Annotated in this window: 19 protein-coding genes and 1 riboswitch; of the genes, 5 read left to right on the top strand and 14 right to left on the bottom strand. The window is 71.5% G+C overall.

Annotated features, from left to right (window positions below; genetic code table 11):
- Positions 1–108 precede the first annotated feature (108 nt).
- The 6 genes from ACFVFR_RS13750 to ACFVFR_RS13775 form a co-directional block, all read right to left on the bottom strand.
- Entirely contained in the window at positions 109–1,596 is a 1,488-nt protein-coding gene (locus ACFVFR_RS13750) for an aminotransferase class V-fold PLP-dependent enzyme (RefSeq protein WP_383700825.1), read from the bottom strand.
- Positions 1,597–1,860: 264 nt separating this feature from the next.
- Positions 1,861–1,978: riboswitch (SAM riboswitch) on the bottom strand.
- Positions 1,979–2,187: 209 nt separating this feature from the next.
- Complete coding sequence (trpD, locus tag ACFVFR_RS13755; protein WP_383700827.1) at positions 2,188–3,312, bottom strand: anthranilate phosphoribosyltransferase; 1,125 nt, start codon at positions 3,310–3,312, stop codon at positions 2,188–2,190.
- A gap of 127 nt (positions 3,313–3,439) precedes the next feature.
- Positions 3,440–5,068 (bottom strand): cytochrome bc complex cytochrome b subunit, encoded by a 1,629-nt coding sequence (locus ACFVFR_RS13760; RefSeq protein WP_383700829.1) that lies wholly within the window; start codon positions 5,066–5,068, stop codon positions 3,440–3,442.
- Positions 5,065–6,120 (bottom strand): Rieske 2Fe-2S domain-containing protein, encoded by a 1,056-nt coding sequence (locus ACFVFR_RS13765; RefSeq protein WP_383700831.1) that lies wholly within the window; start codon positions 6,118–6,120, stop codon positions 5,065–5,067. Before ACFVFR_RS13765 ends, ACFVFR_RS13760 begins: the two co-directional genes overlap by 4 nt.
- Positions 6,117–6,929: a c-type cytochrome gene (locus ACFVFR_RS13770; protein WP_383700833.1), complete on the bottom strand. Its 813-nt coding sequence runs from the start codon at positions 6,927–6,929 to the stop codon at positions 6,117–6,119. Before ACFVFR_RS13770 ends, ACFVFR_RS13765 begins: the two co-directional genes overlap by 4 nt.
- 81 nt (positions 6,930–7,010) lie before the next feature.
- Positions 7,011–7,631 (bottom strand): heme-copper oxidase subunit III, encoded by a 621-nt coding sequence (locus ACFVFR_RS13775; protein ID WP_383700835.1) that lies wholly within the window; start codon positions 7,629–7,631, stop codon positions 7,011–7,013.
- A gap of 333 nt (positions 7,632–7,964) precedes the next feature.
- On the opposite strand from ACFVFR_RS13775, the gene ACFVFR_RS13780 reads away from it, so the two are divergent.
- Positions 7,965–8,366 (top strand): hypothetical protein, encoded by a 402-nt coding sequence (locus tag ACFVFR_RS13780; RefSeq protein ID WP_383700837.1) that lies wholly within the window; start codon positions 7,965–7,967, stop codon positions 8,364–8,366.
- A 98-nt stretch (positions 8,367–8,464) separates the two neighbouring features.
- Here the strand turns inward: ACFVFR_RS13780 and ACFVFR_RS13785 are convergent, their stop codons facing one another.
- From ACFVFR_RS13785 to coxB, 4 genes are all read right to left on the bottom strand, one after another.
- Entirely contained in the window at positions 8,465–9,718 is a 1,254-nt protein-coding gene (locus ACFVFR_RS13785; protein WP_383700839.1) for an Ig-like domain-containing protein, read from the bottom strand.
- 134 nt (positions 9,719–9,852) lie between these two features.
- Positions 9,853–10,251: a cytochrome c oxidase subunit 4 gene (locus tag ACFVFR_RS13790; RefSeq protein WP_383700841.1), complete on the bottom strand. Its 399-nt coding sequence runs from the start codon at positions 10,249–10,251 to the stop codon at positions 9,853–9,855.
- The gene (ctaD, locus tag ACFVFR_RS13795) at positions 10,248–11,981 is read right to left on the bottom strand and encodes a cytochrome c oxidase subunit I (protein WP_383700842.1); all 1,734 of its coding nucleotides are present in this window, start codon (positions 11,979–11,981) and stop codon (positions 10,248–10,250) included. The genes ACFVFR_RS13790 and ctaD overlap by 4 nt, the downstream gene beginning before the upstream one ends.
- Positions 11,978–12,940: a cytochrome c oxidase subunit II gene (coxB, locus tag ACFVFR_RS13800; RefSeq protein ID WP_383700844.1), complete on the bottom strand. Its 963-nt coding sequence runs from the start codon at positions 12,938–12,940 to the stop codon at positions 11,978–11,980. Before coxB ends, ctaD begins: the two co-directional genes overlap by 4 nt.
- Before the next feature lie 822 nt (positions 12,941–13,762).
- On the opposite strand from coxB, the gene ACFVFR_RS13805 reads away from it, so the two are divergent.
- Positions 13,763–15,235, top strand: coding sequence for a cysteine desulfurase/sulfurtransferase TusA family protein (locus ACFVFR_RS13805; protein WP_383700846.1), 1,473 nt, complete (start codon positions 13,763–13,765; stop codon positions 15,233–15,235).
- 197 nt (positions 15,236–15,432) lie between these two features.
- Here ACFVFR_RS13805 and ACFVFR_RS13810 read toward each other — a convergent pair whose 3' ends face one another.
- The gene (locus ACFVFR_RS13810) at positions 15,433–16,419 is read right to left on the bottom strand and encodes a carbohydrate kinase family protein (protein ID WP_383700848.1); all 987 of its coding nucleotides are present in this window, start codon (positions 16,417–16,419) and stop codon (positions 15,433–15,435) included.
- Positions 16,420–16,607: 188 nt separating this feature from the next.
- Here ACFVFR_RS13810 and ACFVFR_RS13815 point away from each other — a divergent pair, with 188 nt between their 5' ends.
- Both ACFVFR_RS13815 and ACFVFR_RS13820 read left to right on the top strand, forming a co-directional pair.
- Positions 16,608–16,823, top strand: a complete 216-nt coding sequence (locus tag ACFVFR_RS13815; RefSeq protein ID WP_383700850.1) for a hypothetical protein — start codon at positions 16,608–16,610, stop codon at positions 16,821–16,823.
- A 273-nt stretch (positions 16,824–17,096) separates the two neighbouring features.
- On the top strand, positions 17,097–18,749 hold the full coding sequence (locus tag ACFVFR_RS13820; protein WP_383700852.1) for a hypothetical protein: 1,653 nt from the start codon (positions 17,097–17,099) through the stop codon (positions 18,747–18,749).
- Between the two features lie 318 nt (positions 18,750–19,067).
- Here the strand turns inward: ACFVFR_RS13820 and ACFVFR_RS13825 are convergent, their stop codons facing one another.
- On the bottom strand, positions 19,068–19,421 hold the full coding sequence (locus ACFVFR_RS13825) for an iron-sulfur cluster assembly accessory protein (RefSeq protein WP_176161209.1): 354 nt from the start codon (positions 19,419–19,421) through the stop codon (positions 19,068–19,070).
- 243 nt (positions 19,422–19,664) lie between these two features.
- Here ACFVFR_RS13825 and nadA point away from each other — a divergent pair, with 243 nt between their 5' ends.
- Entirely contained in the window at positions 19,665–20,900 is a 1,236-nt protein-coding gene (nadA, locus tag ACFVFR_RS13830; RefSeq protein WP_383700854.1) for a quinolinate synthase NadA, read from the top strand.
- Between the two features lie 97 nt (positions 20,901–20,997).
- On the opposite strand, the gene ACFVFR_RS13835 is transcribed toward nadA, so the two are convergent.
- Both ACFVFR_RS13835 and ACFVFR_RS13840 read right to left on the bottom strand, forming a co-directional pair.
- Positions 20,998–21,681, bottom strand: coding sequence for a response regulator (locus ACFVFR_RS13835; RefSeq protein WP_383700856.1), 684 nt, complete (start codon positions 21,679–21,681; stop codon positions 20,998–21,000).
- Positions 21,678–23,147: a sensor histidine kinase gene (locus ACFVFR_RS13840; RefSeq protein WP_383700858.1), complete on the bottom strand. Its 1,470-nt coding sequence runs from the start codon at positions 23,145–23,147 to the stop codon at positions 21,678–21,680. Before ACFVFR_RS13840 ends, ACFVFR_RS13835 begins: the two co-directional genes overlap by 4 nt.
- Positions 23,148–23,232: the final 85 nt, after the last annotated feature.

A 23,232-nucleotide genomic window follows, 5' to 3' on the forward strand; every position in this document is an offset into this window, starting at 1 on the left:
GGGCGGCTTACGGGCTGGCCGAGCGCGACGGATCGGCGCCCCACGCCAGTTGAGCCGCCCCGGCCGAGTGCGGCGACCTCGCGCGCCGGGCAGGTGGAAGCCGACGGGTCAGCGCGCGCCCGCCCCGCGGTCCGGCACGCAGCGGCCACCCTCGGTGCGGTAGCTCCAACGGGCGCCCTGGCTCACCAGCTCGCGTACCGCGCGCACGAACCGCTCGACGTGCTCGTCGGGCGTGCCGGCGCCGAAGCTGACCCGGATCGCGTTCAGCGCGCCCGAGCCGCCCGTGGCCTGGTCCGGCGCGCCGCACTCCCCCGGCTCCGTCGGCTCGCTGTCCAGCAGGGTGCGCACCAGCGGGTGGGCGCAGAAGAGGCCGTCGCGTACGCCGATGCCGTACTCCGCGGAGAGCGCGGCGGCGAAGTGCGAGCTGTTCCAGCCGTCCACCACGAAGGAGAGCACGCCGACCCGGGGCGCGTCGTCGCCGAACAGCGACAGGAAGCGCACCTGCGGAACGTCCGCGAGCCCCTCTCGTACGGCGGTGATCAGCCGCTGCTCGCGGGCCACCAGCGTGTCGAAGCCGGCCTCGGTCAGCGCCCGGCAGGCGGAGGCGATGGCGTACACGCCGATCACGTTCGGGGAGCCCGCCTCGTGCCGGGCCGCGGTGGTGTGCCAGGCCACGTCGACGCCGCCGTCCTCGGCGCGGGTCACGGTGCGGCTGGCGCCGCCGCCGGCGAGGTAGGGCTCGGCCTCGGTCAGCCAGTCCGCGCGGCCGGCGAGCACGCCGGAGCCGAAGGGCGCGTACAGCTTGTGGCCGGAGAAGGCGATCCAGTCCACGTCCAACTCGGCGACGCTGACCGGGTGGTGGGGCGCGAGCTGGGCCGCGTCCAGCACGATCCGGGCGCCGTGCGCGTGTGCCGCCGCCGCCAGTTCGCGTACCGGCCACAGCTCGCCGGTGACGTTCGAGGCGCCGGTCACGCAGACCAGCGCGGGCCCCTCGGACGCGGCCCGTTCGGCCAGCGCGTCCGTCAGGGTCCGCACGGCCTGGGCGGGCGAGCGGGGCGCGCTGAGGTAGGTCACGCTCACGCCCTCCTGCCGCTCCCAGGGCAGCAGCGCGGCGTGGTGCTCGGTCTCGAAGACGAACACCCGCGTGCCGGCGGGGAGCACGGCGGCCAGGAGGTTCAGCGAATCGGTGGTCGAGCGGGTGAAGACGACCTGGTCGTCCTCGCGGCAGCCGAGGAAGGCGGCCACGTCCGCGCGGCTGGTCTCGAAGAGGTCGGTCGACAGCTGCGAGAGGTAGCCCGCCCCACGGTGCACGCTGCCGTAGTACGGGGCGTACGCGGCGACGTCGTCCCACACCCGGCGCAGCGCGGGGGCGCTGGCGGCGTAGTCGAGCGCGGCGTAGGTGACCTCGCCCCCGGTGACCAGCGGAACCCGCACCTCGTCGCCCAGCACGGGCAGCGGCGCCGCCTCCGCCACGGCGTCACAGGCGGGCTCGGCCGGCGCCGCGCCGGCGGCGGTGACCTCGGCGGTGGCGCCGGGGGCGTCCGTGGTGGCGGGGGCGAAGGCGGTGGGGGCGGCGGCGAAGGGGCGCGTGGACATGGCGAGATCTCCCGGCAGGGCAGGGCTTCACACGAAGGGAAGCATCAGGGCTTGGGAAACGCACGGCTGACGGGTGACCCGTCGACAGGTGCGGAAAACGGCCCGGGAAGCGCCCGGCGAAGGGCACGGAGGATGGGCCGGAACATCCGGAGAGAACCGGAGGAGGAACAGGGGCCGCTGGGCCCTAGCGCATTCGCTGACTCACGGAGCTTCTCCCTCGACCACCAGGACCCCTGGATGTCTCACTCGAAACGAGTGCGGAGGGGTCCGCGCTTGCCGTAGACCTCGCTGCCTACGGCCTGGTCATCACCCGGGGCACCCCGCCACGGACGGAGGGTTGCCGGACAGCGGGCCGGGGCCTGAATCGCTGTCACTCGTGACCTGCGAAGCATCATGCCACACCCTGGCCCCACCGCAAACGCCGCCCTCCCCCACCCGGCCCGAACAGGGCATCGAACCAGCCACTCCGCGCCCACCCCGAGCCCTCGTGGCACACCCCCGTGACCAGCGCGGAACGGCGCGTACGGCGGGCAGAAGAACGCCAGGGCGCGCCCCCGCGCGGGGACGCGCCCTGACCTGATCCTGTCGCGGTTACGCCTGGCTGGCGGCCACCCAGCGGTCCAGGGTGCGCTGGGCCGCGCCCGAGTCGATGGACTCGGCGGCGCGGCCCAACGCCGCCGCGATCCGGTCGGGAAGCGGCGGCAACTCGGCCGCCGGGGCACCCACCTCGAAGCGGCCGGCCGACTCCGCGGCCGACTCCGCGCGCAGCCCGTCCAGGGCCACCAGCGCCGCCGCCGAGTTGAGCAGCACCGCCTCCCGGACGGGTCCGGTCTCCCCCGCCAGGAGTCGCCGGGCGACGTCGGCGTTGTACGAGGCGTCGGCGCCGCGCAGGGCCTCCACGGGCACCATCTCCAGGCCGACGTCGCGGGGGTCGAAGGTCTGCTCGCGCACGGCCCCGTCGCGCACCTCCCACACGCGTGAGGTGGCGGTGGTGGTCAGTTCGTCCAGGCCGTCGTCGCCACGGAAGACCAGCGCGCTGGACCCGCGGCCGGCCAGCACGCCGGCCAGGATCGGCGCCATCCGGGCGTCGGCCACGCCGGTGGCCTGGGCCGTGACCTTGGCGGGGTTGGTCAGCGGCCCCAGGAAGTTGAACGTGGTGGGGATGCCCAGCTCGCGGCGGGCCGCCGCCACGTGCCGCAGCGAGGGGTGGAACTTGACGGCGAAACAGAAGGTGATGCCCGCCTCCTCGGCGACCTCGGCCACCCGTGCCGGCGTCAGGTCCAGGTTGACGCCGAGCTTCTCCAGTACGTCGGACGCCCCGCTGGCCGAGGAGGCCGCCCGGTTGCCGTGCTTGACGACCCGAGCGCCGGTGCCGGCGACGACGATCGAGGACATGGTGGAGATGTTGACCGTCTTGGCCCCGTCGCCACCGGTGCCCACGATGTCCACGGTGGGCCCGGGCACCTCGATGAGGTTGGCGTGCTCGTACATCGTGCGGACCATGCCGGCGACCTCGTCGACCGTCTCGCCCTTGGCCCGCAGGGCGACCGCGAAGCCCGCGATCTGGGTGTCGCTGGCCTGCCCGCGCATGATGCGGTCCATCGCCCAGGCGGAGGCGTCGGCACTCAGGTCCTGGCCGGCGAGGAGGGTGCGCAGGATACCCGGCCAGGTGTGGGCCGTCGCGCTGTCGCCGCCTACCGGGGTCACAACGTTCATGGTCCACGCTCCTGGTGGTGGTTTTGGGTGTGATGCCAGCCTATCGAGGGCCGGGAACCACGAAGAGCCCCGTCCAGACATTGGACGGGACTCTTCGCTGTGGCGATCAGCGGGTGATCAGGTGGGATCAGTGGTGGCCGTGGCCGCTCGTGATCTCCTTGTACTCCTCGACGGTCGGCTTGGCGATCTGGTTGTCCTCGCCGTACAGGCCCTTGGAGAGCTTGACGCGCAGCTTCTCGGAACGGGTGGCCTTGCGCTCCACGCCGTTCTCGTCGACTCCGGCCTCAAGCTCCAGCGGCTCGTACTGGTCGTGCGCCGTGAGGGTGTGGAGCTGGTCCTGCGACAGCGGCTCGTGGACCTCGACGAACTCGCCGTGCGGCAGGCGCTTGATGATGCCCGACTCGCGGCCGTGCAGCACCTTGTCCTTGTCGCGTCGCTGCAGACCCAGGCAGATCCGCTTGGTGACGATGAACGACAGCACCGGCAGGACGAAGAACGCGATGCGCGAGAACCAGGTGATCGAGTTGATCGACAGGTGGAAGTGGGTGGCCCACAGGTCGTTTCCACCGGCGATCAGCATCGTCAGGTACGTGGTGATCCAGGCGACGCCGAAACCGGTCCGGGTCGGCGTGTTGCGCGGCCGGTCCAGCAGGTGGTGGTTGCGCTTGTCGCCGGTGGCCCAGGACTCGATGAACGGGTACACGGCGATGGCGAGCAGCACCAGCGGGAAGATCACCAGCGGGATGAACACACCCAGCACCAGGGTGTGACCCCATGCGTTGATCTCCCAGCCAGGCATCACCCGGATCAGGCCCTCGGCGAAGCCGAGATACCAGTCCGGCTGTGCGCCGGTGGACACCTGGTCTGGTCGGTAGGGACCGATGGCCCACACCGGGTTGATGGTGGCTACCGCCGCGATGGCCGCGATGACACCGAAGACCAGGAAGAAGAAGCCGCCGGCCTTGCCCATGTACACCGGCAGGAACGGGGTGCCCACCACGTTGGTGTTGGTCTTGCCGGGCCCGGCCCAGTGGGTGTGCTTGTGCAGGAACACCATGATCAGGTGCGCCACGACCAGGCCGAGCATGATGCCCGGCAGCAGCAGGATGTGGATCGAGTAGAACCGGCCGACGAAGTCGTGTCCGGGGAACTCGCCTCCGAAGAGGAACATCGACAGGTAGGTACCGATCAGCGGCACCGACAGGATGGCGCCCTGGGTGAAGCGGACACCGGTGCCGGAGAGCAGGTCGTCCGGCAGCGAGTAGCCGGTGAGGCCGGTGAAGAGGCCGAGCACCAGCAGCAGGAAGCCGAAGACCCAGTTCATCTCACGCGGCTTGCGGTACGCACCGGTGAAGAACACGCGCATCATGTGCACGAACATGCTGCCGACGAAGATCAGCGCGGCCCAGTGGTGGATCTGCCGGATCAGCAGACCGCCACGGACCTCGAAGCTGATGTCCAGCGTCGAGGCGTACGCCTCCGACATCCGGATCCCCTGCATCGGGACGTAGGGACCGTCGTAGACGATCTCGCCCATGCTGGGGTTGAAGAACATCGTCAGGTACACACCCGTGAGGATGATGATGATGAAGCTGTAGAGGCAGACCTCACCCAACATGAACGACCAGTGGTCGGGGAAGATCTTGCGCATGTTGGCCTTGGCCAGGCCGTAGATGCCCAGCCGGCTGTCGGCCCAGTCGGCGACGCGCTCGCCCGCTGGAGCCTTCTTGCGCCGAGTGTCGGTTGCAGTACTCATCCGCGCTCCCAGTAGGCAGGACCGACGGGCTCCGCGAAGTCGCCCATCGCCTCAAGGTAGCCCTTGTCGTTGACCGTGATCCGAAGCTGCGGCAGGGCGTGGCCCGCCGGGCCGAAGATGACTCGGCCGCCGTCGGTCAGGTCGAAGGTCGACTGGTGGCACGGGCACAGCACGTGGTGAGTCTGCTGCTCGTAGAGGCTGATCGGGCAGCCGACGTGCGTGCAGATCTTCGAGAACGCGACGATGCCCTCGTGCGACCAGTCCAGCTCGCGCTTGTCCTTGATGTTCTCCGGCTGGAGCCGGACGATCATGAGCGCCGCCTTGGCGATCTGGTTGTTGAAGTCGTGGTCCTCTTCGCTGAGACCCTCGGGCATCGCGAACGTCAACGAACCGACCGCGATGTCCTCGGGGCGCAGCGGCTCGTGCGTGTTCTCGTTGATGAGCATCTTGCCCTTGGCCCACTTGGTGTGCCGGAGCATCGTGCCCGGCATGGGGCCCAGGTCACGCAGCAGCACCAGACCGGTCAGCGGGACCATGGCCACCGCGCCGATCAGCGTGTTGCGGACCAGCTTGCGGCGGCCGAGGTCGGACTCGCGGGCGCCGTCCTTGAACCCGGCGAGCACCTCCTCGCGCACCTCGGGCGAGGCCTCGATGTCGTGCCGCTCCTCGGGCACCTCGACATCGGTCATCAGCGTGCGGGCCCAGTGGATGGCACCGGCGCCGATGCAGAACAGCGCCAGTCCGAGCGTCAGACCCAGCGAGAGGTTCAGCGCGCTGACGTGCCCGATCGGGAAGACGTAGACGATCTTGTCGACCGGGAACGAGACGTACGAGGCGATGAAGCCGATCGTGGACAGCATCGACAGCGTGAAGAGGCCGGCGACCACGCGCTCGGAGCGCTTGGCGGCCCGCTCGTCGATGTCCTGCACACGGTGTTCGTGGGGTGGCAGCCCCGGGTTGGCGAACGGGTCCTCCCGTGTCGCCAGCGCGCCGCCGTCGGCGTCGTCCTGCTGCTGTGGCAGGTTCTCTTCTGAGTTGTCTTGGCTGCTCATGACTTCTTGGCCTTCGTGGTCCGGGCTGCGACCCAAATGGTGATGGCGACCAGAGCGCCCAGGCCGAACACCCAGGCGAACAAGCCCTCAGCCACCGGGCCGAGTCCACCCAGTTGGAAACCACCGGGGCTCTCGGTGTCGTCGCTGTTGACCTTGTTGAGGTAGGCGATGATGTCCCTCTTTTCCTTCTCCGGCATGACCGAGTCGGGGAAAGACGGCATGTTCTGCGGGCCGGTCTGCATGGCCTCGTAGATGTGCTTCGGGCTCACACCGTCAAGAGGGGGCGCGTACTTGCCGTTGCTCAGCGCCCCGCCCTTGCCCGAGAAATTGTGGCACTGGGCACAGTTCGAACGGAAGAGCTGCCCACCGTTGGCGGCGTCCTCCGTACCGTCGAGGCTGTACTGACCCTTGGTCGGCGTTTCTGGACCGGCGCCGAGCGAGGCGACGTACGCCGCGAGCTGCTCGGTCTCGCCGGCCGTGTAGACCTTGGGCTTCTTCGGGGCCTGGGCACCGTTCTGCTGAGCCGGCATGCGGCCGGTGCTCACCTGGAAGTCCACGGCGGCGGCGCCGACGCCGACCAGGCTCGGACCGTCAGATGTGCCTTGGCCGCCAGTGCCGTGGCAACTGGCGCAGCCAACGGCGTAGAGCTTCTTGCCCTCGTCGATGGCGAGGGAGGTCTGGGCCTCGTCGGCCTTGGCCTTGTCCGCCGGCGCGAACGCGGCGTAAAGCCCCCCCGTGGCCGCCAGCGCGAAGAGTAGGACGACGAGCGCCGCCAGCGGATGGCGCCGTCGTGCGGAGAGCTTTTTCACGGATTACCCCGGTGTCAGGATCTTCTGCGTCGATGCTTCTGGCTGCGTCTCTGGTGAAACGCGGGTCCGGTGCGGGACCGGTTACTTGATCATGTAGATCGTGGCGAAGAGGCCGATCCAGACAACGTCGACGAAGTGCCAGTAATACGACACGACGATGGCCGCCGTCGCCTGCTCGTGGGTGAACCTCTTGGCCGCGTACGTCCTGCCCAGGACCAGCAAGAACGCGATGAGTCCGCCCGTCACATGCAGCCCGTGGAAGCCGGTGGTCAGGTAGAACACCGAGCCGTACGGGTCGGACGAGAGCGAGAGACCCTCGTGCTTGACCAGTTCGGTGTACTCGAAGACCTGACCGCCAACGAAGATCGCACCCATCACGAAGGTGACCACGAACCACATGCGCAGCTTCTTCACGTCACCGCGCTCGGCGGCGAAGACGCCGAGCTGGCACGTGAGGGAGGAGAGCACCAGGATCGTGGTGTTCGTCGCGGAGAACGGGAAGTTCAGCGCATCGGCCATTTCCTTCCAGTGCTCTGCTCCGGTCACCGATCGGAGGGTGAAGTACATCGCGAAGAGGGCCGCGAAGAACATCAGCTCGGAACTCAGCCAGATGATGGTTCCGACGCTGGTGAGGTTCGGCCGGTTGACCGACGGGTGCGCGTGCCCGGTATCTGTTGCTGTTGCTGTCGCCACGACCGACATTATGTCGGTCGCTTATCCCGCCCTCACCTCGGGGGGTCCCGTTCGGAGTGTCAAGGCTGTTCAAGCGGCTCGTACGGCCTATTCCAGCGGTCCCCCGAAGGAGCGAAACGGTATGCCCGGCTCCGCAACGGGTTCCGCTCGCCCGCCCTCCTGACGCCCCGTCGGCCTCCGGCGGCCCCTGGTCGGGGCGTGCGGGGCCGGGTCGGGCCGGTTCGGCCCGGGGAGCCGTACGGCGTGGATGCGTACGACCTCTCCTCGCGAGGGGCCCCGGCGCAGTAGCATCCGCCCCACGGACCCACTCCGTTTCGTGCCGTCCACCTGCCTGGAGGAAAGATGCGGCCCACTGCCACGGTGCTGGTCTACAGCGATGACGCGGGCACCCGCGAGCAGGTGCGACTGGCGGCCGGGCGACGGCCGGCGGCCGACGTCCCCGAGGTCACGTACCTGGAGTGCGCCACCCTGCCGGCCGTGCTGGAGGCGCTGGAGGTCGGCGGGATCGACGCGTGCGTGCTGGACGGCGAGACGGCGCCTGCGGGCGGCCTGGGCGTGTGCCGGCAGATCAAGGACGAGATCTACGCCTGCCCGCCGGTGCTGCTGCTGATGGGCCGCCCACAGGACGCCTGGCTGGCCACCTGGAGCCGTGCCGAGGCCGCCGTGACGCTGCCGGTGGACCCGGTGGCCCTGGCCGACGCGCTGGCCGGGCTGCTGCGCGCGAAGCGGGCCGTCAGCGCCTGACGGGCGGCGTACGCCCAGCGGAGTGAGGGGGTCCGGCACGCGGTGTCGCCGGGCCCCCTTCGGCGTGCTCGGGCGGGTACGTGCCCGGCGCGGTGGCCTCAGATCGCCGGGCGCAGCCGGGCCGCGTCGGCCGGGCCGCCGTCCTGGCGCAGGCCCGCGGTCAGGGCGCTGCCCTGACGCCACTTGTCCCAGGACAGGTTCCAGTCGCCGAAGCCGTTGTCGAACGGTGTCATGGTGGTGCCGCCGCTGCCGGTGACGGTGACCAGGTCGCCGGGGCGCACCGTGTCGAAGAACCAGCGCGCGTTGGCGGTGCTCATGCCGGTGCAGCCGTGACTGACGTTGGCGGCTCCGTGCGAGCCGGCCGACCAGGGCGCGGCGTGCAGGTACTCGCCGCTCCAGGTGACCCGGGTGGCCCAGTGCACCGGCAGGTCGTACGAGTCCGAACTGCCCTCCGCGATGCCGATGCTGGTGCCGCGCATGCGGACGAAGGACTCCTTGGCGAGCACGACCTTGACTCCGTTGCGCGTGTCGAAGCCGGGCTTGCCGGTGGTCACGGGGATGGTGCGCAGCACCCTGCCGTCGCGACGCACGGTCATCTGGTGCGCCGAGGCGTCCGTGACGGCCTCGATCCGAGCGCCGGTACGCAGCGTGAGGGGCTTGGCGGGGCCGCCGTACAGCCCGCCCGCGACCTTGATGCCGTCCAGGAGGCTGCGCACGGTGACGGTGGACCGGGCGGGCCAGTAGGCGCGCGGGCGGTAGTGCAGGGTGCGGTCGTCGATCCAGTGCCAGCCGCCCTCGACGGTGGGCCGGGAGCTGACGCGCAGCGCGCGTTCGACGGTGGCCCGGTCGGCGCGGGCCCTGACCGGGGCGCTGAGTTCGGCGGTGATCGGCTGGCCGACGCCGTAGGTGCCGCCGTCGGGGCCGAAGCGTACGCGGAGCAGTTTGTCGGCTGGCGCGGTGTCGTAGCCGATGGTCTTGCGGCCGGGCCGGCCGTCGGCGTTCTCGGTGCTCACCCGGAGCGTGTAGTGGGCCCCTGCGGCCAGCGGGGCGGTGGAGCGCCACCGCTTGCCGTCGGCGGTGAGTTCGCCGCGCAGGTAGCGGCCGGTGGCGTCGGTGGCGGTGACGTCGGTGATCCGGCTGCCGCCGCCCTTGGCGGTGACTTCCAGGGGCCGGTCGGGGTCGGCCGCGCGGCCGTCCGGGTCGCCGCTGAAGGCCACCTGTTCGGCGGCGTCGTAGGGCTTGTCCGCCAGTGGGTCGGGGGAGGAGCCGCCGCACGCCACGGCGCCTATCGCCAGCGGCGTCACCAGGAGGGCGCAGCGGATGGGTATTCGGGTGCGAGAGGTGTGGCTCATGTCCACACGCTAAGAACGGCGGCGGGATTCGGCGCGCGCAGCGGCGCAAACGAGGGGCGTGCCCCGGGTGGGACACGCGTGAGGCCCGGACTCCCCCGATGGGGTGTCCGGGCCTCGGGCGGCGCGGGTGCTCCCTACTGGGTGCGGTTCTCGCCGCGGTAGTACTCGAAGACCCAGCCGAAGATGCTGATCAGGATGATCGGGGCCGAGAAGTACATCAGCCACCAGCCGAACACGACGCCCAGGAAGGCGAACGCGCCACCGACCGCCAGGAACAGCGGCTGCCAGCTGTGCGGGCTGAAGAAGCCCAGCTCACCGGCGTCGTCAGCGACATCGGCGTCCTTGTTGTCCTGCGCACCGGTGTCCATCCGGCGCGCGGTGAACGCCAGGTAGTAGCCGATCATGATGCTCAGACCGAAGGACAGGAACAGCGCGGTCGTGCCGACCGGCTCCTTCGACCAGACGCCATAGACGATCGCCATGGCGAGGATGAAGACGGCGAGCCAGATGAACATCCGGCCTTGGATCTTCACTTGCCGGCCTCCTTGCCACCCGCGAGGGCCTTCTCTTCGGTGTGCTCGACGTTCTCCAGCTGGTCGAGCGCGGCGATCTCCGGGTGGTGCAGGTCGAACGCCGGGGATTCGGAGCGAATACGCGGCAGCGTGAGGAAGTTGTGCCGCGGCGGCGGGCAGGAGGTCGCCCACTCCAGCGAACGGCCGTAGCCCCACGGGTCGTCGACCTCGACCTTCTTGCCGTACTTCGCGGTCTTCCACACGTTGTAGAAGAACGGCAGGACGGACAGGCCCAGCAGGAACGAGCTGATGGTGGAGATGGTGTTGAGCGTGGTGAAGCCGTCCGCCGCCAGGTAGTCGGCGTACCGGCGGGGCATGCCCTCGGCGCCCAGCCAGTGCTGCACCAGGAACGTGCCGTGGAAGCCGATGAACAGCGTCCAGAACGTGATCTTCCCGAGCCGCTCGTCCAGCATCTTGCCGGTGAACTTCGGCCACCAGAAGTGGAAGCCGGAGAACATCGCGAACACCACGGTGCCGAAGATGACGTAGTGGAAGTGCGCGACGACGAAGTACGAGTCGGAGACGTGGAAGTCCATCGGCGGCGAGGCCAGGATGACGCCGGTCAGGCCACCGAAGGTGAAGGTGATCAGGAAGCCGACCGCCCACAGCATGGGTGTCTCGAAACTCAGACTGCCCTTCCACATGGTGCCGATCCAGTTGAAGAACTTCACACCGGTTGGCACCGCGATAAGGAAGGTCATGAAGGAGAAGAACGGTAGGAGCACGCCGCCTGTGACGTACATGTGGTGCGCCCAGACCGTTACCGAAAGACCGGCGATGGCGATCGTCGCGGCCACCAGACCGATGTAACCGAACATCGGCTTGCGACTGAAGACCGGAATGACCTCGGAAATGATGCCGAAGAACGGCAAGGCGATGATGTACACCTCTGGATGGCCGAAGAACCAGAAGAGGTGTTGCCATAGCAGTGCGCCGCCGTTGGCCGCGTCGAAGATATGTGCCCCGAATTTCCGATCCGCCTCCAGCGCGAACAGCGCGGCGGCGAGCACGGGGAAGGCGAGCAGCACCAGCACACCGGTGAGCAGCACGTTCCAGGTGAAGATCGGCATCCGGAACATCGTCATGCCGGGAGCGCGCATGCAGATGATCGTGGTGATGAAGTTGACCGAGCCGAGGATGGTGCCGAAGCCGGAGAAGGCCAGACCCATGATCCACATGTCGGCGCCGACACCCGGCGAGCGGACCGCGTCCGACAGCGGGGAGTAGGCGAACCAGCCGAAGTCGGCCGCGCCGTTGGGGGTGAGGAACCCGCCGACCGCGATGAGCGAGCCGAACAGGTACAGCCAGTAGGCGAACATGTTCAGCCGCGGGAACGCCACGTCGGGCGCGCCGATCTGCAGCGGCATGATCCAGTTGGCGAAGCCGGCGAACAGCGGCGTCGCGAACATCAGCAGCATGATCGTGCCGTGCATCGTGAACGCCTGGTTGAACTGCTCGTTCGACATGATCTGCGTGCCGGGACGAGCGAGTTCGGCGCGCATGAAGAGCGCCATGACGCCGCCGATGCAGAAGAACGCGAACGAGGTGACCAGGTACATCGTGCCGATCGTCTTGTGATCGGTCGTGGTCAGCCACTTCACCACGGCACTGCCGGGGGCTTTCCGGTACTCGGGTGGTGCTGCCTTTGCCGTATCGGCGGCGGCACCCTGAGGTTCGTTGAGGATGCTCACTGGTTCTTGGTCTCCGCGTTCTTGGCGGCGTCCGTCTGCTTGATGGTTGCCGGGAGGTATCCGGTCTGACCCTTCTTCGCCAGGTCCTTCAGGTGCTTCCGGTACTCCTCGGGGGAGACCACCTTGACGTTGAAGAGCATCCGGGAGTGGTCCTTGCCGCAGAGCTCGGCGCACTTACCCATGAAGGTGCCCTCCTTGTTCGGAGTCACCTCGAATCGGTTCGTGTGCCCCGGGATGACGTCCTGCTTCATCAGGAACGGGATCACCCAGAACGAGTGGATGACGTCACGCGAGGTGAGCACGAACTGGACCGTCTCGCCCTTCGGCAGCCACAGCGTCGGGCCCGGCCAGCCCTTGTCCGGGTCACGGTCGCCCGGGACGCCCTGGTCGTACACGCCCTCGGCGCCCTTGGGCACGGCCTTGAGCATCCGGTCCGGGATGCCGGCGACCTCCTTGGGGGTTTTCGCGGGTGTGGACAGGTCACCGTCCACGTTCTCCATGTAGTTGAAGCCCCAGCTCCACTGGTAGCCCACGACGTTGATGACGTGGTCGGGCTTCTTGGAGGTCTTGAGGAGCTCGCTCTCATCGCGCGCGGTGAAGTAGAAGAGCACCGAGACGATGACGAGCGGCACGACGGTGTACAGCGCCTCGATGGGCATGTTGTACCGCGTCTGCGGGGGAACCTCGACCTTGGTCCTGCTGCGCCGGTGGAAGATGACGCTCCACAGGATCAGGCCCCAGACCAGCACGCCTGTGGCGAGTGCTGCCGCCCAGGAGCCCTGCCACAGGGAGAGAATCCGCGGCGCCTCCTCCGTGACGGGGGTGGGCATTCCGAGGCGGGGGAAGTCCTTGGATGTGCAACCGGTAGCGGTCGCGAGGACCAGGCCCGCGGCCAGCGCCTGCGGCAGCTTCCGCCGCATCGGGCGCCGCGACGAGCGGTCGGAGCCGTTGGGACTCACGTAGCGCCTTCCCGAGAGTCTCGCCCGTGCGGCCGGCTGCGGCCGTCTCGCTGGTCGGTCGCCGGCCCGCTGCGGGCAGGGGTTTGGATGTTTATGCGGACCAAACCCTACTGGACGCTATTTGAGGTCGCGCGGGGAGGGTGCCCAACGCGCCGGTCCGGACCCCGAAGGGGTGGAACGGCCGGCTCCGGACGGCATCTGACGGTGTGCTGACAGCGCCCCCGCGCCGCCTTCCCAGCGGCCCCGTGAACGGCACGCCACACGGGGCGGCGGCGAGGCGCCGCACGGGTCGGGGGCACGACGGGGCCCGGCCGGACACGGTCCGCGCGGGGCCAACGGACGGGTACGTGGCGGGCCCCGGTGGGCGGGGCCGGGCCCGGGTGGCGGCACGTCGCGAGCGCGGTCGCCGGCCGGGACCGGCTGGGCGTGTCGGACCGCCGGGTGGGCCGGGCTCACGCTTCTGGGTTGGGCGACCGGGTGGGGCGGGCTCGCCGGGGGCGAGGGGGCCGCGGGTGTGGCGGGGGGTGGTCGGGTGGGTCGCGAGCCCGAGGCGGGCCCCGTGGTGGGGGTGGGGGTCCGGGTGTGGGTGGGCAGCCGGGTGTGGGTCGGGCTCACGCTTCTGGGTTGGGCGACCGGGTGGGTCGGGCCCGCCGGGGTCGAGGGGGCCGCGGGTGTGGCGGGTGGTGGTCGGGGGGCGGCGGCGCGGCCGTGTGGGGTGGTCGGGTGGCCAGGCTCGGCTACCGCTCGTGGCGTGGGCCGGCCGGGCGACGTGGCGTGAGCCGCGCTACGGCGCCCCGCCCGCCGGTCGTCTAGCGTTTTCGCGTGCCCTACTTCGACGCGGCTTCCTCCGCTCCCCCGCACCCCGTGGCCCGGCAGGCGCTGCTCGCCGCCCTGGACGAGGGGTGGGGCGACCCGGCCCGGCTCTACCGGGAGGGCCGGCGGGCCCGCCTCCTGCTGGACGCCGCGCGGCAGACCGCCGCCGAGGCGGTCGGCTGCCGCCCGGACGAACTGGTCTTCACCGGCTCGGGCACGCGCGCGGTCCACCAGGGCGTGGCGGGCGCGCTCGCCGGGCGGCGGCGGGTCGGGCGGGGGCTGGTCGTCTCGGCCGTCGAGCACTCCTCCGTCCTGCACGCGGCCACCGCCCACACGGTCGCCGGTGGCACCGTCACCGAGATCGCCGTGGACCGTACGGGGCGGGTCGCGCCCACCGCGTACGCCGACGCGCTGCGCGAGGCCGCCGAACCCGTCGCCCTGGCCTGCCTCCAGTCGGCCAACCACGAGGTGGGCACCGAGCAGCCGGTGGCCGAGGTCGCCGAGGTCTGCCGGGCGGCGGGCGTACCGCTCCTGGTGGACGCCGCCCAGTCACTGGCCTGGGGCCGGGTCGAGGGCGGCTGGTCGCTGCTGACCGCGAGCGCGCACAAGTGGGGCGGGCCGGCCGGCGTGGGGCTGCTGGTGGTGCGCAAGGGCGTGCGGTTCGCGCCGCAGGGACCGGTGGACGAGCGGGAGTCGGGGCGGTCGGTGGGCTTCGAGAACATCCCGGCCGTCGTCGCCGCCGCGGCCTCGCTGCGGGCCGTGCGCGCCGAGGCCGAGTCCGAGGCGCTACGGCTGCGCGGGCTGGTGGACCGGATCAGGGCCCGGGTGCCGGAGTTGGTGCCGGACGTGGAGGTGGTCGGCGACCCGACGCGACGGCTGCCGCACCTGGTCACCTTCTCCTGCCTCTACGTCGACGGGGAGAGCCTGCTGCACGGGCTGGACCGGGCGGAGTTCGCCGTCTCCTCGGGCTCCTCGTGCACGTCCAGCACGCTGACCCCCAGTCATGTGCTGCGGGCGATGGGCGTGCTCTCGGAGGGCAATGTGCGGGTCTCGCTCCCGGTGGGCACGGCCGAGGGCGACGTGGAGCGCTTCCTGGAGCTGCTCCCCGGGATCGTGGCGGAAGTGCGTCAGAAGCTGGGCGCGCCGACCGCCCGCGAGGCGGCACCGGCCTCCGGGCCCCGACCTGGCGGCCAGGCGCCGCATGCCGGTGAGGTGGCGGGTGAGGCGGACCCGCCCGGGGGAAGGGACGGGGAGGCGGCACCGGCGCTGACCGTGGACGCGCTCGGCAAGCGGTGCCCGCTGCCGGTCATCGAGCTGGCCAAGGTGATCGACGACGTCCCCGTCGGCGCGGTGGTCGCGGTGTTGGCCGACGATGACGCGGCCCGCCTGGACATCCCGGCCTGGTGCGGCATGCGCGGCCACACGTACGTGGGCGAGCGCCCGGCCGAGCGCGGGGCCGCGTACTGGGTCCGCCGCGTGTAGCCGCGCCACGGCAGCCGGGGCCGTGCGCGCGGCGTCCGACGTGGCGCCGGGGCGCGCGGCGTACGACAGGGACCGGCGGCCACGGCCGGCCACCGGGAACGGCCGGGCCCCACCGGCGCGGGGCGGTCGGCGGGGCCGGGCGCGGGGGCCGGCCCAGGGGGCCGGGCGCTCCCGCGTCCGGGGCCGGACCGCTCGGGTCAGACCAGCTCGGCCGGCAGGTGCGGGGTGATCTCCGCGGCCGCCTCCGTGCCGTACGCCTTCTCGAAGCGCTCGACGAAGCGGCCGGAGCGCAGCTCGTACTCCTGCGTGCCGAGCGTCTCGATGACCAGCGTGGCCAGCATGCAGCCGACCTGCGCCGCCCGCTCCAGGGACAGGTCCCAGGACAGACCGGCGAGGAAGCCGGCGCGGAAGGCGTCGCCGACGCCGGTCGGGTCGACCTTGGCGTTCTCCTCGGGCACGCCCACCTCGATGGTCGGCTCGCCGACGCGCTCGACACGTACCCCGCGCGCGCCCAGCGTGGTCACGCGGGTGCCGACCTTGCCGAGGATCTCCTCCGCGCTCCAGCCGGTCTTGCTCTCGATGAGCGCCTTCTCGTACTCGTTGGTGAACAGGTACGTGGCGCCCTCGACCAGACGGCGGATGTCCTCGCCCTCCATCCGGGCGAGCTGCTGCGAGGGGTCGGCGGCGAACGCGTAGCCGCGCGTGCGGCACTCGTCGGTGTGCCGGACCATCGCCTCGGGGTCGTCGGCGCCGATCAGCACCAGGTCGAGGCCGTCGACGCGCTGCGCGACGGGCTCGAGCTCGATCTGGCGGGCCTCGCTCATGGCGCCGGTGTAGAAGGAGGCGATCTGGTTGTGGTCGGTGTCGGTGGTGCACACGAAGCGCGCGGTGTGCAGCAGCTCCGAGATGCGCACGGACTCGGTGTCGACGCCGTGCCGCTCGAGCCAGGCGCGGTACTCGGCGAAGTCCTCGCCCGCCGCGCCGACCAGCACCGGGCGCAGGCCGAGCGCGCCCATGCCGAAGCAGATGTTGGGCCCGACCCCGCCGCGGCGGATGTCGAGGGCGTCGACCAGGAAGGACAGCGACACCGTGTGCAACTGGTCGGCGACCAGTTGGTCGGCGAAGCGGCCGGGGAAGGTCATCAGATGGTCGGTGGCGATGGAGCCGGTAACAGCAATGCGCACGGCGAGTCTGCTCCTGCGGGCGACGACAAGGACGGTGGTGAGGACGGTCGCTTCACGCTACCGCCCGCGCGGCCCCGCGCCGAACGGGCAAAACTACCCAATAGTAGGGCTTTCTTCGCGCCGCGCGGCGTGCATACGGTGCGCCTAGCCGGGGTGGACGCCAGCCACCCCACGGACCGGGAGAGCCCATGCCTCAGGACGCCACCCCCGACGTTCCCCTCCACGCCACCGAACCCGAGTCGTTCGACGAGCTGCGCGCCGACTGCGCGCGCATGGCGCCGCGCTGGACGATCCACGGCAGTGCCCGCCTCGCGCCCCCGGTGGCCCCGGCCCAGATCCGTGGCGTCCGGGTCCCGTCGGCCTCCGCCCACCTGGTGGCCGGGATGCCCGACTACGGCAACTGACCAACCGGCGCGGCCCGGCCCACGACGGGCCGCACGCCCCCGGGCGAGCGGCCCGTCGGCCCAGGCCAGCCGCCGCCCGCCCACCCCTTCCGGTACTCCTGGCTCACCCGCGCGGGCCGCCGTGCGCCACCTCCGCGGGCGGCGGCCCACGCCTGGTTCACGGCTCGCCACGCGCCGCCGCCGTGGAACCGACCGCTCCCCCGCTCCGTCCCATCGGCGTCCCCACCCCGGGGATGGAGCCGAACCAAAGAGCGGAGCCGAAGGAGTAACACCGTGAGCACCGAGGACACCCCCGAGGACCTCTCCGAGGAGACTCCCGGCCACACCGGTACGAAGACCGCACGCAAGCGTCGCTCCCCGTTGGCCATCGCGACGGTGGCCGCGGCGGTGATGGTCGTCGGTGGTGGCGGCGCCTACTGGGCGTCGTCGGCCTCCGACGACGGCGGTTCGCACGACGGCGGCCGGTCGAGCGACACCGGCGACCCGGCGCCCCTGGCCATCGGCGAGCGGGCCGGCGACACCGACGAGGGCATCGCCCCCGGCGAGCCGGACCCCACCCGGGCCCGCTACCAGGCACCCGGTGACCTGCCGAGCGCCCCACGGGAGACGGCCCCCGTCTACCGCACCGCGCCCAAGGTCTCCCGCGCGGAGGTGGAGCGGCTGGCCAGGGCGCTGCACGTGACGGGCCAGCCCCGGCTGGAGCGCGGCGTGTGGAAGGTCGGCGGCAGCCCGGAGCGGATGACGCCGACGCTGCGCGTGAAGGAGACGGGCGCGGGCGGCTGGTCATTCACCAGGTTCGGCGCGCCGGGCGGCGACGGCTGTCTGGAGCCGCCGCACACCATGGGCGAGGACGACGCCACGTCCAGCCCCGCCAGCCCGCGCTGCGGCTCGCTGCGCGACGGCACCCACGGCAACGGCACCAGGGACGCCGGGCGCAGCCGCGACGCGAAGGGGCCCAAGGACGCGCCGGCGATACCCGACGGCGGCTCGGCCCCGGTCTCCGTCGCCGAGGCCGAGAAGGCGGCGCGACCGGTCCTGGAGGCCGTCGGCCAGCAGGACGCGAAGCTGGACGCGAGCCGCACCTACGGCGCGGTCCGCTCGGTGACCGCCAACCCCGCCCTCGACGGGCTGCCCAGCTACGGCTGGCAGACCACGCTGGAGGTCGGCGTGAACGGCGAGTTGGACGGGGCCAGCGGCTTCCTGACCAAGCTGACCAAGGGCGACGAGTACCCGCTGATCGACGCGGACCAGGCGCTCAAGGCGCTCAACGGGGAAGGCCAGCCCGAGCTCCACTGCCAGCCGGATACGCCATCGGCGCCCGACGTGGACGAGAAGGGCAAGGCCGGCCCCCGTGGGGGCGATGCCGGCAAGCGGGAGATCGCGCCGTGCGCGCCGAGCTCCGGCAAGACCGTCGCGCACGAGGTACGGCAGGCGACGTTCGGACTCGGCATGCGGTTCGAGGAGGGCCGGCAGGTGCTGGTGCCCTCGTGGATCTTCACGGTCCGCCCGGCGGACGCCAAGGACGGCGAGGCCGACTTCACCGTCACTCACCCGGCCGTGGACCCGAAGTACGTGACGGGCGCCAAGTCCGGCCCCGGCGCGCCGGCTGACGAGGACTCGGACAGCGGGTCCGGGGAGGGCACGCGGCCGGGCAAGCAGGTCGAGTCCTACCGCGCCGAGGGCACGGAACTGATCGTCCGGTTCTGGGGCGGGGTGTGCTCGACGCACACGGCCAACGCGGACGTCTCCTCCTCGACGGTCACCGTGCGGGTGACGAGCAAGGAGAAGAAGCCGGGTACGAAGTGCGTCCTGGTCGCCGAGGAGTTCGAGCGGAAGATCACGCTGGACAAGCCGGTGGGCGACCGCACGGTGGTGGACGCCACGACCGGCAAGTCCGTACCCGAGGACGCGAAGGCGGGCAGGTAGCTCCGAGAGCGCGGCCCCACCGCTCCCGGGCGCTGCCGCCGCTTGGGGGTCCCGTGCCTGGGCCGACCGGGTGAATCGTGCGGCGGCGGGCGCGGCCCGAGCACGGCGAAGGCGGCGACTCCTGTGGGTCCTGGCTGGGCGGCCAGGTCGGGAGTCGCCGCCTTCGTCGTGTCCCGCCGGGGCCGGACGTGCGCGCGGCCCGCGCGGGTGGTGTGCCGGCGGGCGTGCGGCCGGGGCGTGGTGCGCGCTCGGCGACCTCGTCAGGTCCCGAGGCCGCGCGGGCGATCGCGCCCGCGCGGCCTCGGGACCTTGGGCGAGTTAGCTGAAGGAGTCACCGCAGGCGCAGGAGCCCGTGGCGTTCGGGTTGTCGATGGTGAAGCCCTGCTTCTCGATGGTGTCCACGAAGTCGATGGAGGCGCCACCGAGGTAGGGGGCGCTCATGCGGTCGGTGACCACCTTGACGCCGCCGAAGTCCTTCACGACATCGCCGTCGAGCGAACGCTCGTCGAAGAAGAGCTGGTAGCGCAGGCCGGAGCAGCCACCAGGCTGAACTGCGACGCGCAGCGCGAGGTCCTCGCGGCCTTCCTGCTCCAGCAGCGCCTTGACCTTGCCCGCGGCGGCATCGGACAGGAGGATGCCGTCACTCGTGGTGGTGTCGTCCTGAACCGTCATCTGCTTCTCTCCCGGGTTGTACGGACTGCTTGCCCTCGGCTGCAACCCACGCCGCGCCGAATTCATTCCGGCTCTGGCGCGCGTCTTCCGTCTTCATGCTCGCACACCGGCGTTCGAGCGGACACGGGTCGCCGAACCGGGGATGCGTCACATCGACGCGAGGGGCATCGTCACCGTGACGCGAAGCGGTTATGATAAATAGCGTCAATCAGACGAAAAGGCTTGTCTGCGGAAACAGAAAGGGTGCGTGCAGTGACCACCGCCCAAACTCTCGACGTCCAGCCCACGCCTCTGGCCCTGCTTCTCCTGGGTCGTGAGTCCGACCCCAGGAGCGAGCGCGGCGTGGAGTGCCCGGGCGACCTCCCAGCCGCCTCCGACCCCGACCTCGTGGCCCGCGCCCGCGCGGCCAAGGAACGGCTCGGCGACCGCGTCTTCGTGCTCGGCCACCACTACCAGCGCGACGAGGTCATCGAGTTCGCGGACGTCACCGGGGACTCCTTCAAGCTCGCCCGGGACGCCGCCGCCCGGCCCGGTGCCGAGTTCATCGTGTTCTGTGGCGTGCACTTCATGGCCGAGTCCGCCGACATCCTGACCGGCGCCGACCAGCAGGTCATCCTCCCGGACCTGGCCGCCGGCTGCTCGATGGCCGACATGGCCACGGCCGAGCAGGTCGCCGAGTGCTGGGACGTGCTGACCGAGGCCGGCGTGGCCGAGGTGACCGTACCCGTCTCGTACATGAACTCCTCCGCCGACATCAAGGCGTTCACCGGCCGGCACGGCGGCACCATCTGTACCTCGTCCAACGCGCGGCGGGCCCTGGAGTGGGCCTTCGCCCAGGGTGACGCCGCACAGGCCGACGGCGAGCCGGGCGCGGACGCCGGGCCCGGCACCAAGGTGCTCTTCCTGCCCGACCAGCACCTGGGGCGCAACACGGCCGTACGCGACCTGGGGATGTCCCTGGAGGACTGTGTCGTCTACAACCCGCACAAGCCGAACGGCGGGCTGAGCGTCGAGGAGCTGCGCGCGGCGAAGATGATCCTGTGGCGCGGCCACTGCTCGGTGCACGGCCGCTTCTCGCTGGAGTCGGTGCGCGACGTGCGCGAGCGCATACCCGGCGTGAACGTGCTGGTGCACCCCGAGTGCAAGCACGAGGTCGTGGCGGCGGCCGACCACGTGGGCTCCACCGAACACATCATCCAGACCCTGGAGGCCGCGCCGGCCGGCTCCAAGTGGGCCATCGGCACCGAGCTGAACCTGGTCCGCCGGCTGGCCAACCGGTTCGCCGCCGAGGACAAGGAGATCGTCTTCCTCGACAAGACCGTGTGCTTCTGCTCGACGATGAACCGCATCGACCTGCCACACCTGGTCTGGACCCTGGAGTCGCTGGCCGACGGCAAGGTGGTCAACCGCATCGAGGTCGACCCGGAGACCGAGCACTTCGCGAAACTGGCGCTGGAGCGGATGCTGTCCCTGCCGTAACGGCCCCGGGCACCCGCCCCGACACGGGTACGACGCACCCGGCCCGGCACCGCTTCGGTGTCGGGCCGGGACGTTCACCGCGCCCGCCCCGCCGCGCTCACTCGGCCCGTGGGCGCACCAGACCGCTCTCGTACGCGATGACCACCAGGCCGGCCCGGTCGCGGGCGCCGAGCTTGGCCATCGTCCGGTTCACGTGGGTCTTCACGGTCAGCGGGCTGACCTGGAGCCGCTCGGCGATCTGGTCGTTCGACAGCCCGCCGGCGACGTGCACCAGCACCTCGCGCTCGCGCACCGTCAGCGCCTCCAGCTTCGCCGCCGCGTATCCGCCGTCCTCCTCGCTCGCGCCCCCGCCCTGGGCGAGGAACTTGGCGATCAGCCCCTTGGTGGCCACCGGCGACAGCAGGGCCTCACCCGCCGCCGCGACCCGGATGGCGGCCAGCAGCTCCTCGGGTTCGGCACCCTTGCCGAGGAAGCCGCTGGCGCCCGCGCGCAGCGACTCCACGACGTACTCGTCCACCTCGAAGGTGGTCAGCATCACCACGCGGACGTCCGCCAGCGCGGGGTCCGCGCTGATCACGCGGGTGGCGGCGAGGCCGTCGGTGCCGGGCATCCGGATGTCCATCAGCACCACGTCGGCGCCGCGCGCACGGGTCAGCTCGACGGCCTCGTTGCCGTCGGACGCCTCGCCGACGACCTCCATGTCCGGCTCGGAGTCCACCAGGATGCGGAACGCGCTGCGCAACAGCGCCTGGTCGTCCGCGAGCACCACCTTGATCGTCATCCGTTCTCGTCCCCTCCCGTGCGGCCCCGTACCGGAAGTGTCGCGCGCACCCGGAAGCCGCCCTCAAGCCGGGGGCCCGCCTCGCAGTCGCCGCGCAGCGCGGCCACCCGCTCGCGCATGCCGATCAGGCCGTGTCCGCCGCCGCTCTCCGCGCGCTGGGCTGCGACGGGAGAGGCGGCGCCGGCCGCCGGGGCGCGGTCGGCGCCGGCGCGGCCCCCGCCCTGCGCCCTGCCGCCCGCCGCGCCCGCCCTGCCCTGCGCGGCGCGCGCGGGCACCGGTGTCGGCCGGCCACCCCTGCCGCCGGCCAGCGCCGTGCCGGCGGCGGGCGCCTCGTGGGTGTCCGCCCCGCCACCGTCGTCCACGACGGTGATCTCCAGCTCGTCCCGCTGTCGCACCACGCGCACCTCGGCCGTGGCGTGTGGGCCGGCGTGCTTGTGCACGTTGGTCAGCGCCTCCTGGATGACGCGGTACGCGGTGAGGTCGACGGCCGTCGGCAGGGCGCCGGAGACCTCGGCGACGCCCGCCGCGTCGGTGGCCCGCGAGTCCGGCTCGCGCTCGCCGGCCGCCTCGACGGTGACCCGCAGCCCGGCTCGGACGAAGCCGTCGATGAGCTGGTCCAGCACGCCCAGTCCGGGCGCCGGCTCGGTGGGGGCCTTGGGATCGCCGTACTGGCGCAACAGGCCGACGGTGGCGCGCAGTTCGCCCAGCGCGGAGCGGCTGGCCTCGCGGACGTGCGCCAGGGCCTGCTTGGCCTGGTCCGGGCGGCTGTCCATGACGTGTGAGGCCACGCCTGCCTGCACGTTGACCAGGGCGATGTGGTGGGCGACCACGTCGTGCAGCTCGCGCGCGATACGCAGCCGCTCCTCGGCCACCCGGCGCCTGGCCTCCTCCTCACGGGTGCGCTCGGCGCGCACCGCGCGCTCCTCGATCGCCGCGATGAACGCCCGGCGGCTGCGCACCGCGTCGCCGGCGGCCGCCGCCATGCCGGTCCAGGCGAAGATGCCGAGGTTCTCCTGCGCGTACCAGGGCTGGACACCGAAGATCATCACGGTGCCGGTGAGCAGGGCGACGGTGCCCGCGCCGGTGCGCCAGGTGGTGTGCCGGTCGGTGGAGGCGGCGACGGTGTAGAGGGCGACGACGACGCTGATGGCCAGCTGGGACGGGGGCACGGCACCGTCCCGGGACCAGGCGATGCCCACCACGCTGAGCAGGGTGGTCACCGCGAGCACCACCCGTGGCTGCCGCCGTCGGCAGACGAGGGCGGCGCTGCACAGCGCGGCCAGGCCGACGAGCGGCGGCCCGAGTTCGGGTTCGTTCTTGGCGGGCCCGGTCACCGAGCTCACCAGGATGCAGACGAAGACGCCGGCGGCGATCAGGGCGTCCACGGTCAACGCGTGGGCGCGAAGCCAGCAGACCGGGACCGGCTCCGGTCTCGGGGCGCTCGGTCCTGCGGCGGGAAGAGTCACGGCATCTCACGGTACGGGGCCCGCGCCCCCTTCCCCAGCCACCTGGCGGACCGGGACACCTGCGTCACCGGGAGGTCCTCCCTCC

This window comes from Streptomyces sp. NPDC057702, from assembly GCF_042799315.1.
Classification (GTDB): domain Bacteria; phylum Actinomycetota; class Actinomycetes; order Streptomycetales; family Streptomycetaceae; genus Streptomyces.